The following is a 13,903-nucleotide window of genomic DNA, read 5'->3' as shown; positions in this document are numbered from 1 at the left end:
ATTTTTTCAGAAGAATTATAGTTTAACTGAGAGTTAACAATGAAGCGTCTAACTAATCAAGTCTCTGAACTAAGAAAATGGTGGTTAACGTGGAACTAACAATTGCTGCTACAGTGCCAAAGTTTTCTAGGAACTTTCCTGGTTCTATTGGCTCCTTAGGTGGCTTAGCTGCAACGGTAATGACCGACCCATCCAAAACTTTAGGGTTTCTGAACCAACCAACCCTTTGGGTAAAACCATTGGCATTGGTGATAAAAATCTTTTGTCCATTTCTAGTTTTTCCACCTGCGTGTTTGATGTAACCACGCACGCTTTGATTAGGCTGATATTTCTGTAGAGATGGATTATGAACTTCACCTTCAACTCTTACTGTATAGAATGCTTCAGGTATATAAAGGCTATCGTTAGGTTGAAGCGTAATGTTGAAGCTTTCGTTTTGCTTGTTGAGTAAATCATCTAAAGATAAAGCTAGCTGTTGGCCATTTCTATAAAACTTTGCTCCAGGCAAATATGCATTGGGAGAAACTCCTCCAGCTCTGGTAAGCACTTCTTTGAGCGTTTCATTTTTACTTTCTAGAAAGTAACTTCCAGGAAATTTCACCTCACCCGTAAGCTTAATTTCTCTTGCTTCACTAGACCCTGGAATTAAGTCGACAGTAATGTTATCATTATGGCTTAAATAGTATTGATTTTGAGACTCACTGCTTTGGCCTAGGAGATAATTCATGTCGGTAGGCACGCGCTTTATGTTAGCGATAAGATTGCCGCTGAAGTCGAAATTTTCTCGTGTTACTGTTACGGAATCTCTAAATGCAGTTCGAACAAAGCCTCCTGCTTGGAGGATAAGATCTTCAACAGTCATGCTATCAGTCAAAGTGTACCTACCTCCATTTTTTACTGCACCCCGAATAGTTACATACTGGTCTAGTACTTCATTTATATCTCTGCTATAAAGGATTACCCTATCTTTTGGCCTAAGTACAGCATTGAACTTTTTGTCCAGCACATTATCCAAATTGAATGGTACAACTTGGTATTCTGTTTTCCCAGCTTGAAACCTCAGAAGATCTGCTCTGCTTGTTAAGATTCTATTTTGATATTCTAAATCTTCGACATTGGCAGACATGAAGATTAAATCGTAAAGCGTAAGGTTTTCTCTCCAAAGTACGGTTCTAGGTTCCGACAAAAAACCTTCAATCGAAACAGTTTCTAAATTCTTCAGTTCTTCGTCATTGTAAACCTTCAAAGAGTCATCGGCCTGTAAGAGAATATCTTGTCTATTCGATGGTTCTAAAACCTCTGTAAGATTATAAGACTGAAACTTGAGTTCACCTGTTCTATCTCTTCTGAATAAATCAACCTTTTCGAAGTAGGTATTAGGTCGAAGCCCACCTGCAAGCTGAAGTAAATCACCAACAGACATTCCTTCTTTGTACTCATATTCACCTGGCCTGAAAACTGATCCAGATACTGTTACGAGGTTATCAAACTTATCTAAGACTTTATTGAAGACGATTTCATCACCATCCTGAAGTGTAAAATTCACCCCTTGTACTAAGAGGTCATTATAATCTAGAGTGATTATCTCTCGATCGAAGCTTGTGTTTGGCCTTCCAATCACAGGCCTAATTCTTTTGATGGTAACCGACTGGGTATGGGCTGTAGGTTTAAGCCCACCAGCAAAACCGATGAGATCTATTAATCCTTCGTTCCCTTTAAGTTCATAAATACCTTCTCGGTTTACCTCCCCTTGAATAGAAATGCTGTTGAGTCTGCTCTGAATAAATATCACATCGTTACTCATTAGGCGAAGATCTTCAGATACTGCACCTTTAATCAGGTAATCGTAAAGGTCTATTGTTGAGACAAATTTGTTATTTCTGAATACTTTAATTTCCCTTAATGAGCCTGAGGTTTTAATTCCACCAGATGCATAAAGGGAATTCAAGGTGGTTGCAAAAGAATTGATGAGTAACGAACCTGGATTCTTCGACTCGCCCATAACCACTATTCGAATTGGTCTCAACTTAGTAAGAGAGACATCTAAAAATATAGCTGCCGGATTTTTAGTAAGACCAGAGTAGAATCTAGAAAGGTATTGCTTCATACGTTCGTGTAAATTGCTGTATGAAGTACCAGATACGAATACCTGCCCTACATTAGGAATGAATAGATTTCCGTTGATATCAACTTTCCCTTCGAATTGAAATTCGGCCTCTCCCCAAAGGTAAACTCTCAGTTCATCACCTGGGCCAATGATATAACCAGGGTCTATATTTCCCACAAGACCTTGCTGACTGGCGTATGGGTTAGTATTGAAAACATCGTAACCAAAATATGGTAGGCCATCACTCTTCTGTTCAGTTGGGTTCTGCTCAACTATTTGATCAGACCTGTCACTGATTTCGGTAGTATAATCGACCGTATCTAATTCAATTGTGGTGATAGCCTCAGGCTGACTATTTTCGGATTCTTTGCTTAAGATGTATTTGTTTAGGTACTCATCGTAATTGATGCCGTAGAGTCTGGCTTGTCTTCGAGCATCTGCTTCGGACATACCTCTTTTTCTTAATTCTGCCTGAACTTCTTCGTAGGTGTCAATCCCTCTTTTTTCTAGCTCTTGCTTTATTTGTTGCTCTGACTGAGCGTACAATAAACTAGGCGCAGCCAATAGGGTTAAACCATAAAAAATTATAATGCTGGTTCGGTTAAAACGCATCTTTCCGTTCTATTTGGTTGGGTCTTCCCTAGTTGAGGTTTGGCAAGGTATTAAAACCTTGATTGATAAGGAATAAATAGATTGGAATTAATGAAAGAATAACTTGAATTTAAAGAGATTCGATCTCAAAATCACCGCCTTTGCCGAAAGAGATCAAGTCGAAAAGCCTGTATTTTTCTAGAGTATTTATGTCTTTCAATTGGCAATCTCCATCTGCCATAATTTCTTCGATCACAAATTCATATTCTTCCCCGAAATTAGTCAATCTGAATTTTTTTCCGACCCTTAAGTTGTTGAAAGACTTAGCCATTCATTGATTATTAAAATCTCCACGTAGTTCCCGGAACCTATTACGCGCCTCAGCCACATAAATGCTTCCTTTAAATTTGGTGAGCAAATTTGAATAAATATTCATTGCTTCTTCCTCACGATCCAGATCTTCTTGCAGAATAATTCCTGATAAGTACAAAGCATCATCGGCCAGAATATCATAGTCATACAATTCACCGATTTGTTGGAGAGGTTCTAAAGCCAATTCAAACCTACCTAATTCCCTCAAGGTTTGAGCCTTTAGATATAATACCTCATCGCAAATAGAGTGGCCATTGTGTTTGGTAAGCATTGAGTCCATTGCCACCAAAGCTTCTTGCTTCTGATTTTGAAAAATCATGAGTTCAATATTGGCATATTCTTGCATTACTAAGTTGGTGGTATCAAAGACCGTATTGTTCTTTATGAGAATGCTAAGATCTAGGGCATCATTGGCTATTTCTCTAGAAGTGGCCAACTTAAGAATGTCTAAATGACTCTGAGCAAGGTCAAACTCCCCTTTGAAGTATGAAAGCTTAGCACTTTTAAGTTTAGCTGTATAACCTAAGGGTTCATCCTTAAACATTCTTTCTACCTGGCCATATAATAAAATGGATTCCCAAGGCTGTTCATCCAATAGGTATATGTCTGCCAGGTCCATCTTAGCCTCTGCAACCACTCTGTGCTTGCCTACAGGATTTTCTAACAGGTTCTGAAGGGTTGATATAGCTTGAACTATTTCGTTAAGCTGAAAGGCCTGTAAAAGGGCTATTCTTCTTTGAGCCTCCATGGCCGAATAGATATCTCGAGAGTTTTCTTGGTAGGTCTTATACTTTTCTATCAGTTTTCTCACCGCAGCTGTATCTACAGGGTATGTTGTTTTCACAACTTCTTCTTCGGCTAAAAGGGAGTAGCGCTCGGCTAATCGGATATTCGGACTTTCTCGAAAATCTGAGGTAATGAATCCGAAGGCTTGTGTGGCTGTTTTAAAATCTTTGTTCTCGAAAGATACCATGCCCACCTCCAAAATATTTTGAGCGTTATTAGCCAGTCTTCTGTCTAGGGCTCTAGCCTGCCGTAAGGCAGCAGAAAAATTCTTCTGTTGCAAATGAGTCCAAACTAATAGCTCATTGAAAACAGGATTTCCAGCCTCTTTCTGAATAAAGTCATACAACACAATTTCTAGGGTGTCCATATCTGTTGGTTCTATGAGATACCTCTGAAATGAGTTTTTAATGAAGCCTATATTTCTAGGGTTAGACTTAGAAAAATTAAGGTACTCTGTGACCATATTTTCCTTTTCATTCAGTACCCGATAAACCGAAGCTAAGTCTAGGGCAAAGAGATCATTACTCTTAACACTGCTTCTACCCTTCTTGTAAGCATCGATAGCTTTATCTCTAAAATTCTTTTCAAATAGTAATTGAGCTAAAATTCGGATATTGTTCATTTTGATACTCGGATCACTATCTTCCATGATCTCGTCTGTAAGCTCATCTATGTATTTATCAGCTTTATCATCTTCACCCATGGTTCGATATAAAACTCCCATATCTATGGCATACCTGAAATTGCCTTTCATTTGCCTTAAAACAGATTTGAGATATTTCTCTGCAGCACCGAACTCCTTTTCAGCAAGTAGGAGTTTAAAATAAGATTCGTGAATTCTGGGAATGTACTCTCGACTTTTGGCAAGCTTCTCAAATTCGCTTCGAGCTTTGTCAACATCTCCTTGGCTCAAATACTCTTCTGCAATTTTTACTGGATCACTCGATTGAGCCTTTACATTGGAAAATGTGGCAAACAAGATGAGAAGGATGACAAGAGGCTTTTTCAGACTTATTAACAGTTTCCACATACCCATTATATTAAATTAAATATTAAATAATTTTTTATCATTTCTATTAGGCCTGTGTAAAAGTGGATAACTCAAGTTATTCAACTTATCCATGTGGGTTGTTAGTGATGCGTTAATGAAATGATCGTTATTCACATTTTATCGTCTTGTATTTTATAGATTTTCAATGAGTTATAAAACTTTGTTGATAACGTGTGTTTTTTGTGAATATGTTAGCTTACTGAGACCGATGTGGATGAGTTAAGGATATTATGTGAATGGAATTCAAGTTTGGTGGTAAAACTCATGATGTGGATTGTGTTGGTGTATAGTTTTGGGGAAATCCACATCATGAAAAGGAGTTATTCACAAGTTAGAAACTGATGTTGGTATCTGTATTCTCCCAGTTTTTCCTTACTTCGATAACCTTGGTTTGATAGTATGAGTCGAAGTAGTAGTGAATATCTTCTGGTAATTCTTGTGTTAGCATGTTGCCAATATCTAACTTTCTGTTTCCATTTCTATCGTCAATAACTCTTACCATATACCTGCCCGCTGGTAGATATTGAAAGCTAAAATCTTTTGAGTATGATTCTCTTACTACAGCTTTATTAGATGCGCTCAACAGCTGAACAATAATGTTAGGTGCATCAGTAGTTACCTTTCCTGTGATGGATGCTGTTTCACTGGATTCCGTGAAGTTGTAGGCTTTTTCTATAACCTTTGAACTATCTCCATCTGCTGAGATAAATGCTCCCCTACCTGTATAGATATTCATCTGAGGATTCTGTCTGGTGAGGAGTTCAGTTAGTGTAATACCCGTATTTAGCTCGGTTCGATATTGATTGAACTTGAAGGCATCGCTGTTCAGGTCAATTGTTTGAGTACTGTCTATAGTAATGTTAATGCTATCCAGGTTGTAGTCTGTTAATGGCTTGCTAAACTCAAAAACTAAGGTATCGCCAGGTAAGGCTTGCGATCTGTTTGGTACTGTGGAGATGGTGAAATCGGCTTTTTCAACTTTAGAATCTGTAAAATAGAGCTTTACAGTGTCCTGTAAGACATATTCTAAAGAGTCAGTGGCCTGATAGATTAAGTTTAGGGTATCTCCATAATTTCTACCATTTCTATAGAATCGGATTTTGTCATCTCCTACGGGTTGAAAAGATAGATTTTCGTTATTAACTAATTGAAAGTCAGTAAGTTGTTTATTGAATGTTATGTCGTAATAGGCTCCGAAGTGCCTTGATGAAAGCTTTCTGAGTTCTGTGGTATTCAAATTTTGTATGGTGAGGTTTATACCTTCTAGGTTAGAATTCAGCTGTAATGTATCTGGGTAGAAACCGTACTTCTCATCTTTGGAGTCTGCTTTATTATTATTGTTTTTATCGTTGGTGGCATATAACCGGTAATCTCCTGCAGGTAGATTTACGAACTTATAATTGCCCAATGTATCTGTGATACTAAAGTATGAGGCTACACCATTAAGTATGTCGGTTGAATCATTGGCAAAGTATAGGGCGACTAGGGCATCTTCTGCCGGCTCTTGATCTAAGAGTGTTTTAACATTGCCAGAAATAGTCAATGAATCTATGTAAGCCCCTGTTGAGAAACTAAGGTTTAGATTCTGTGCGGGATTATTGTTTGTTATATCCTGAATGGTAGATCCAAAGCCTACTGAATAAGTGGTGTTTTCACGAAACGGTTCAAAGAATGAAAGCTCAACGGTGTTCTTCTTTACTCTTGTCTTAAATGATCCAGTAACACGGGGAGTAATAATAATATCGGTCTCAATGTTCTTGGTGTTTACCCATTCATCAAAGGTTAAGAATATACTCTGACCTTGATAATTAGTTTGACCTTGTTCTGGGACTGAGCTCAAAAGTACTGGTGGGGTTTCGTCTTCTGGTCCACCTTGTGGTGTACTGATATTTGCACAGCCCACTATGAAACTGATTAGGGCTAGAATTATGAATGGGATGCTTTTTCTCATTTGCTCAGTATGTAAATAAGGCTACTGTATTCCTTAGTGCGTTTTGCTTTGGAATTAGACTTATATCCAATTCGAAATGCATTGAACAGATTGCTCTTACCATTCTTATATTTTTCTGATAAGATGCTCACATAATAGCTATCGAACTTTAAAGGATGTGTTGAAACAATATTCAAACCAAATCTCTTTGCTAGGCTAAACATACTTTTCTGATTGAAGTGGTATAGATGCCTAGGAACATCATAGCCTGCCCAATGATTTAGATAGTGCTTGGCGTCATATGATTGGTAGTTGGGTAAGGCCAGCACCAGTACTCCGTTTTTGGATAAATGACTGATAAGTTTGTTCAGTGTCGTATCTAAGTCATGAACATGCTCGAGTACATGGAATAAACTTATGCAATCAAATTCTCTCTTTAGATTACTTAGTTCAATAACATCTATCCCTTTGCTTAGCGCCTGATTCTTTGCAGAATCATCTGGCTCTATACCCGTTACTTGCCAGCCTTTGGACTGCATGAAATGGGGAAACGATCCTGCTCCACAACCATAATCAAGAAGGTTTTTCCCTAGGGTATATTTTTCAATCAGCTTTTTCTTGTATTGTAGATTTTGCCGTTGAACGGTTTTATAAGCTAAGTCGAATACAGGATTTACAGAATCTCCGTGTGAGATGTAATTGTTAGACTTATAGTAAGGTATTATTTCGTCAACATTTGGTTGCGGGTTTGTACTTAATGTTTCGCAACTAGTACACTGCTTTAGTTGAAAGCTTTCTTTGGAGCCAAAGTGATCTTCTACCTCAAGGTAATCCTTGAACTTAGTTTGTTGACAAACCGGACATTCGTTTATTTCTTTCACTGTTTTACCTTCCCATGTAAACCATCAAAACAGAAATGTCGGCAGGAGAAACTCCACTGATTCTAGAAGCTTGTCCCAAGGTGGATGGCTTAATCTTGTTGAGTTTTTCTCTACCCTCGGCAGAAAGTGCTGTGATATCAGAGTAGTTGAGTTTGTCTGAAATCTTAACATTTTCAAGCTCATTCATCTTCTGAGCAAGCTTCATTTCCTTATCGATATAGTCTTCATATTTGATGTGAATGTCAGCTGACTCAATAATATGCTTGTCATACTTATTGAGGTAGGTGGCATAATCCTCTCCTATTTCTTTTAGGTTATTAATATCGAGCTGTGGTCTCTTAACAAGTTTATTCAGGGTTGTTCTGTGCTGAATAGCCGCGGTATTGTGAGACTCCAACATTGGATTTGCCATATCTGGATCTACTTTTTTCTGATGAAGATCATTGATAAGCAGGTTGAGTTGTCTCTGCTTTTCTTTGGTTTGCTTAAGGCGATCTTCGCTTGCTAATCCGATATTGAACCCTCTTTCGGTTAGCCTCAAATCAGCATTGTCTTGCCTAAGAAGTATACGATGCTCTGCCCTACTAGTGAACATTCTATAAGGCTCATTAGTACCCTTATTGATGAGATCATCGATAAGCACACCTATATATGCTTCGGACCTAGTGAGAGTGAATTCATCTTCTGAGTGAATTTTGCGGTGTGCATTTATGCCAGCAATAAGACCTTGGCAAGCTGCTTCTTCATAACCTGTGGTTCCGTTGATTTGCCCAGCGAAGTATAGATTTTCCACCAGCTTTGTTTCTAGGGTCAGGTTAAGCTGTGTTGGTGGAAAGTAATCATACTCTATGGCATAACCCGGTCTAAACATTTTGACGTTTTCGAAGCCGTCAATTTTCCTGATAGCCTCATATTGAATGTCTTCTGGTAGAGACGTTGAGAAACCATTGACATAGATTTCTACAGTGTTCCACCCTTCTGGCTCTACAAAGATCTGATGCCTATTACGTTCTGCAAACCTGTTGATCTTATCTTCTATAGATGGGCAATATCGTGGACCGATACCCTGAATTCTTCCATTGAACATTGGTGACCGATCGAATCCTTTCTCTAAGGTTTCGTGAACTTCTGGGTTGGTATAGGTGATAAAACAACTTCTTTGCTCTGTCAATGGCTTGGTTTCGGAGCTGAAGGAGAACTTTTCAGGTTGCTCATCTCCCCTTTGTTCCTCCATTTTGGAGTAATCAAGTGAGCGGCCGTCAACTCTTGGTGGAGTTCCAGTTTTCATTCTACCAGCTTCAAACCCTATTTGCACTAGTTGTTCGGTGATACCTTTAGCGGCATGCTCTCCAGTTCTACCTCCGCCAAACTGCTTTTCACCAATATGTATGATACCATTTAGGAATGTACCTGAGGTAAGTATCACTGCTTTAGCCTCAAAGTCTATTCCCATTCCTGTTTTTACTCCAGTAGCTTTTCCATCCCTGTAGGTAATGCCCGTAACCATTTCTTGCCAAAAGTCTACATTTGGATTCTGCTCTAGAGCGAGCCTCCACTCTTCAGCAAATCGCATTCGATCGTTTTGTGTTCGAGGGCTCCACATTGCAGGGCCTTTCGATTTATTAAGCATGCGGAATTGAATCATAGACTTGTCAGATATTATGCCTGACATTCCGCCTAATGCGTCAATTTCACGAACTATTTGTCCTTTGGCTACACCTCCCATTGCTGGGTTGCAAGACATTTGCGCAATGGTGTTCATGTTCATGGTTATTAATAAAACCTTTGAACCCATTTTGGCAGCTGCGTTTGCTGCTTCGCATCCTGCATGCCCAGCACCAACTACTATTACATCGTACTTTGGATACATACCTTGTTCTTTAACCAACTGTTCCACGTGGAACAATAAGTGAAAAAGTCATCTTAAAGTTTCACGTGGAACATTTACTTTTTTGGAATCTGAAGCAAAGATAAGGAAGCTTCTTCGCTTTTTCTCATGGCCACCTGTTGCTCCTCAGTTTTGTCAGCTTGGCCTAACAGATGGAGAACTCCGTGGATGAGTACTCTGTACAATTCGTTGTCGAAATGCGTGGCTTCGGTAATCGCATTCTCTTTAACTCTATCAATCGATATGAATATGTCAGAGAGAATGGGTTCATCTAATGCTTCTCTATTGTCGAAGGTGATGATGTCTGTGTAATAATCGTGATAGAGGTATTCACGGTTTACATTGAGCAAATACTCATCAGAACAAAAGATGTAGTTTATTTCCTCAATCGACTGTTGATGTGATTCAACAATCGATTTAATCCACTTTCTAATAATTGTTTTATGGTTGAGTTTGAACTCAACGTCTTCAACAAAGAAGTTGATTTGTGATGACATTAATCTATATAGAAGGTTAATTCAACGGTTCGGCCTTCATCCTTGAATTGAATTTCATCGGCTAAGTTCTTCATTAAGAATATTCCTCTTCCACCTATTTTCTGAACATTCTCTGGTGCTGTAGGGTCTGGTAGGTTTTTGTAATCGAAACCTACGCCTTGGTCTGTTATAGAGAAGACAATTTCTTCTTCCAAGAGGGCAGCGCTGAGCTTTACGCTCTTCTGCTTATCTGCCTGGTTACCATGAAGGATGGCGTTATTCACCGATTCTATAACGGCAATCATAATGTTGCCATATACATCGTCAGTGAGCTCGTACTTCTCCTTGGCGTTGTCTATAAAACTCTCAACTATTCTGATGTTTTCGGTGAGAGAAGGTATTTCAATACTAATGTTCTTCATTCAGTGAGCTCAGTTCTTTTCTTTGATCTTTTTGAAGTATTTGTTGGTTTCCTTCTTGTAGTATGGATTAAGCTTAGCAGGAATAGTTTTTAAAAGTTCAATTTCCTTTTCTTTAGCTTTCAAATAGTCGTTAAGCGATTGTGGAATGGAAAGCTCAAAATCTTCAGCCGTTCTGGCTTCTCTTTCGTCATCTTCCCCTCGTTCTCTCATAGAGTTTTCGGCATCCAACATTCTAGTTAATATCTCTTGCTGACGTTCTATTGTTTGGTCAGTGATGTTCTTATTGATCAGGTCCCATTCGTTTTGCTCCATCTGCTCAATAAGCTTATCAATTTTCTCGCCTAATTTATTTCCCTGCATGCCTGTTTCAAAGTTTTCTAGGGTATTTCTGAGCTTCTCTTGTTGAGCTGCCATTTTTGCTAATTCTTCCGAGAGTTCTCTTCCGCTTTTTCCGCTCTTTTTAAGCTGTTTTATTTGATCGCTAAGCTGTTGTTGGAGTTCTGACATGCCATTGATACCTGGATTGCTTTTTGAACCTTTCTTGGAGCCATTCATTGAGCCAGCCATCTGTTGTTGCATTTGTTGAAGCACATCATCTAGTAGAAGTGCCAGGTTATTGATGGAAGTCATGGTAAACTGTTGCTTTCCTATAACTTCATTGAGTCTTTTCTCCTTGAGCGATTCAATAGTACCATCCATTTGTCGGTTCATTTCATCCAATTCTTTCATAACGAAGGATGAAATTTCAAAAACGCGTTGCGAAAGTGCTACAAGACTGTCTTGTATAATCTGTGAATCATCTTTTAGCTTTAATTGCTCTTGACCAAGCTTCACAACCCTAGGGTCGCTTTGGCGAATTTCTTTGAATTGATCCATTAAACCTTCCTGATTGAAAGAGAGGGTAAGAAGATTATCGACAAGATCTCGAAGGTTGTCCATGTCTTCTGACCGTTGTTCCATCTGCATGCTGTTCTGCATATTTTGCATGCTTTGTTTAAGCTCTTGCATTTTCTGGGTTGCCCTCTGTTGAGATTGACTGGCTTTACTTTGAGGAGAATTACCTTCATATTGTTCCTCTTGCTGACCTTCCTCATTTTGCTCTCCTTCGCCTTCAACTGACTCTGATTGCTCTTGCTGCGCTTCTTCTTCTAAGGCTTCTTGAGCTTTTTGTTGTTCTTCTTGAATCTCTTCTATCTGTTCCTTAGCGTCTTGAGGTAGTTGATCAGGATTCTTTCTTTCCTGATTTAACTCATTCAGCTTTTCTAATTGCTCTTCTAGTTTCTTGGAGTCTTCCTTGAGTTCTTCTTGCTTGTTTGCTAGATCTTCGCTTGTCTTTTCTCCATTTTCTGTTTCTTCTTGCAGTTCTTGCTGTTGTTGAGTCTGATTTTCTAATTCCTCAATATTCTCTTGCAAAGCCATATCGAATTGGAGTTTTTTGAAGAGTTCTAAAGTTCTTTCTAGGTCCTCTTCTAGGTTTCCACTCTGATCACTCAACTCATTCATTTTCTCTCTAAACTCCTCAATATCAGATTGTTGTTTTAGTAATTCTCTTAGTTCATCGTAGAGTTTTTTGGTCTCGTCATCTAGCACGCTGTTCATTATCTCTTGCAGCTGCTCCATCTTGTTTTTCACCTCATCGTTCTGAGGCTTAAACTGATCTAGTTTTTTATTATTAAGCTGATTTTCCTTTTTCAGCTGATCTACCTTTTTCGCAAGTTCTTCTTTCTGGTTCAAGATTTCCTGCATTAGCTTTTCATCTTGCCAATCCATTTCTTTCTTAGTTTTCAGCTTTTCATCGGCCTCTCGAATTTTCTTGCTTAAATCTTCAGTTTGTTTCAGTGTTTCATCAATGTTTTCCTTTACGGCCTGGCTAGACTTTTCAATGTCTTTTTCTAACTCTTCTAAAGAAGGTATTTTGAAACTGTATGAGGAAGACTTAGCTGATTTATATCCATTAACGCCATCATTATCAGATACTTGTACGTAATATGTAAGCTCTGCTCCCGCTTTGATTTTTGCAGAGTCTAATTTGAATATGTAGTAATAAGATTGATCTAATGTGGCCGGGTTGAACGGTAAATTTAAGCTTTCGTATTTCTCTCCGTCATAAGAATAATGCATTGCCAATGAGCTGAAACCATAATCGTCTTCGATCTTTCCTCCTAATACTATGTTTTTATAAAGCACGGTATCTTGATATTGATCTAGCACAATACTCGGAGTCCTATCTTTAATTACTTCTATTTGAAATTTTAAAGAATCTCTGTTGGTACTGTTCTCATTTTTAAGTTGAACAGAATATGATCCGCCATTTTTAATGGTTTGCGACAGGTTGAACTTGTTTTTGCCAGTGCTCTCCCCTTTCAACTGTTCTTCAGCGTTATGGAAATAGAAACTTACACTTTCCGTATTTGAGGCGTCAATGTTCCACGTGGCCAGAGTGCCTTCAGGAATGGTTAGGTTGCCTGAGTTTTTGATAGATTCATCTGCAATTCTGGTATAATCAGGATAGTTAAGATCGATACTGAAAAGAGAAAGACTTGGTCTTAGATAGGTTTCAATTTCATAAGTACTCGATACTAATCCTTCGGCCTCTAACCTGAATGTGGTGTTTTCTTTTAGTCTTGAAATCTGATATTGGAATTGGCCTTGGCCTTGTTGAATAGCCTTAATTTTTCTTTCATTGATCCAGACAAATAGATTTTCTGGAACCGCCCTACCTTGTGTACTTACTGATATTGTAAAAGGCTCATCCTTAAATCCTGACAGTTTATCATTGTCTAAAACAAAGCTAAAGGGTGCCTCAGGCAGAAATTCATCGTTATAATTGATGATTCTAGTGGAGCTTTCTGTAAGAAATTGAGGTATAAAGATGAAGAGTAAGACAATTATGGATGCCGGAATGTAAGAGTACTTAAAGTATTTTTTGTTGGCCTTAATGTCTATTGCGCTTGCAAATGGAATCTGCTGTAGTTTAAGGCTCTTCTGTTGAATACTAGCAATTAACAACTCGCTTTGGCTGTCAGAAAGCCGTTCTAACTGAATAACATTAAGCAACTTGTCAGATACTTCAGGGAAATGCTTGCCTATTTGCCTTGCGGCTTCTTCATTGCTCATTTGGCTACCATGGTTGCTCATTACCATTAAATGCCGAATGACCAACCAATAAAGTGAAACGATTAGGGCAGTGAGAAATGTGTAGAAAACAATTGCTCTGCCCACTTTAGATAGATGAGCGGAGAATTCTATTGTATTGATTAACAGAAAGGCTATAAGAAGGCCGCTGAGCAAAATGATTGCTCCTTTAATGGCTTTATTCTTATAGTATTTTCTTTTGTAGTCCTTTAACTGCTTTATCAACGACTCATTAGAACCCATAGCCTGCTTTCTTTAGTCTAC

Annotated in this window: 9 protein-coding genes; all 9 read right to left on the bottom strand. The window is 38.5% G+C overall.

From position 1 onward, the window contains the following. Positions 1-52: 52 nt before the first annotated feature. Complete coding sequence (locus T7867_RS06415) at positions 53-2,719, bottom strand: SLBB domain-containing protein (RefSeq protein ID WP_068216983.1); 2,667 nt, start codon at positions 2,717-2,719, stop codon at positions 53-55. Between the two features lie 109 nt (positions 2,720-2,828). Continuing rightward, entirely contained in the window at positions 2,829-3,029 is a 201-nt protein-coding gene (locus T7867_RS06410; protein ID WP_068216980.1) for a hypothetical protein, read from the bottom strand. Further along, complete coding sequence (locus tag T7867_RS06405; RefSeq protein WP_068218468.1) at positions 3,030-4,886, bottom strand: tetratricopeptide repeat protein; 1,857 nt, start codon at positions 4,884-4,886, stop codon at positions 3,030-3,032. Positions 4,887-5,238: 352 nt separating this feature from the next. Continuing rightward, a complete protein-coding gene (locus T7867_RS06400; RefSeq protein ID WP_068216978.1) occupies positions 5,239-6,858 on the bottom strand; it encodes an Ig-like domain-containing protein in 1,620 nt (539 codons plus the stop codon). Continuing rightward, positions 6,855-7,718, bottom strand: a complete 864-nt coding sequence (locus tag T7867_RS06395; RefSeq protein WP_245660206.1) for a class I SAM-dependent methyltransferase — start codon at positions 7,716-7,718, stop codon at positions 6,855-6,857. The genes T7867_RS06400 and T7867_RS06395 overlap by 4 nt, the downstream gene beginning before the upstream one ends. Before the next feature lie 4 nt (positions 7,719-7,722). Next, positions 7,723-9,588 (bottom strand): tRNA uridine-5-carboxymethylaminomethyl(34) synthesis enzyme MnmG, encoded by a 1,866-nt coding sequence (gene mnmG / locus T7867_RS06390; RefSeq protein ID WP_068218463.1) that lies wholly within the window; start codon positions 9,586-9,588, stop codon positions 7,723-7,725. 74 nt (positions 9,589-9,662) lie between these two features. After that, positions 9,663-10,103 (bottom strand): rRNA maturation RNase YbeY, encoded by a 441-nt coding sequence (gene ybeY / locus T7867_RS06385; protein ID WP_068216976.1) that lies wholly within the window; start codon positions 10,101-10,103, stop codon positions 9,663-9,665. Beyond that, positions 10,103-10,504 (bottom strand): ATP-binding protein, encoded by a 402-nt coding sequence (locus tag T7867_RS06380; protein ID WP_068216975.1) that lies wholly within the window; start codon positions 10,502-10,504, stop codon positions 10,103-10,105. The genes ybeY and T7867_RS06380 overlap by 1 nt, the downstream gene beginning before the upstream one ends. Positions 10,505-10,513: 9 nt before the next feature. After that, on the bottom strand, positions 10,514-13,882 hold the full coding sequence (locus tag T7867_RS06375) for a DUF4175 family protein (RefSeq protein WP_068216973.1): 3,369 nt from the start codon (positions 13,880-13,882) through the stop codon (positions 10,514-10,516). Between the last annotated feature and the right edge of the window lie 21 nt (positions 13,883-13,903).

The sequence above is a fragment of the Roseivirga spongicola genome, assembly GCF_034376045.1.
Lineage (GTDB): Bacteria > Bacteroidota > Bacteroidia > Cytophagales > Cyclobacteriaceae > Roseivirga > Roseivirga spongicola.
Note: the sequence above shows the minus strand (reverse complement) of the source record. Positions and strands in the feature narration are given on the sequence as shown.

Excerpts from the sequence above, each read along its gene's own strand:
- T7867_RS06415 (WP_068216983.1), bottom strand. The coding sequence starts at position 2,719 with ATGCGTTTTAACCGAACCAGCATTATAATTTTTTATGGTTTAACCCTA.
- T7867_RS06410 (WP_068216980.1), bottom strand. The coding sequence starts at position 3,029 with ATGGCTAAGTCTTTCAACAACTTAAGGGTCGGAAAAAAATTCAGATTG.
- T7867_RS06405 (WP_068218468.1), bottom strand. The coding sequence starts at position 4,886 with ATGTGGAAACTGTTAATAAGTCTGAAAAAGCCTCTTGTCATCCTTCTC.
- T7867_RS06400 (WP_068216978.1), bottom strand. The coding sequence starts at position 6,858 with ATGAGAAAAAGCATCCCATTCATAATTCTAGCCCTAATCAGTTTCATA.
- mnmG (WP_068218463.1), bottom strand. The coding sequence starts at position 9,588 with ATGTATCCAAAGTACGATGTAATAGTAGTTGGTGCTGGGCATGCAGGA.
- ybeY (WP_068216976.1), bottom strand. The coding sequence starts at position 10,103 with ATGTCATCACAAATCAACTTCTTTGTTGAAGACGTTGAGTTCAAACTC.
- T7867_RS06380 (WP_068216975.1), bottom strand. The coding sequence starts at position 10,504 with ATGAAGAACATTAGTATTGAAATACCTTCTCTCACCGAAAACATCAGA.
- T7867_RS06375 (WP_068216973.1), bottom strand. The coding sequence starts at position 13,882 with ATGGGTTCTAATGAGTCGTTGATAAAGCAGTTAAAGGACTACAAAAGA.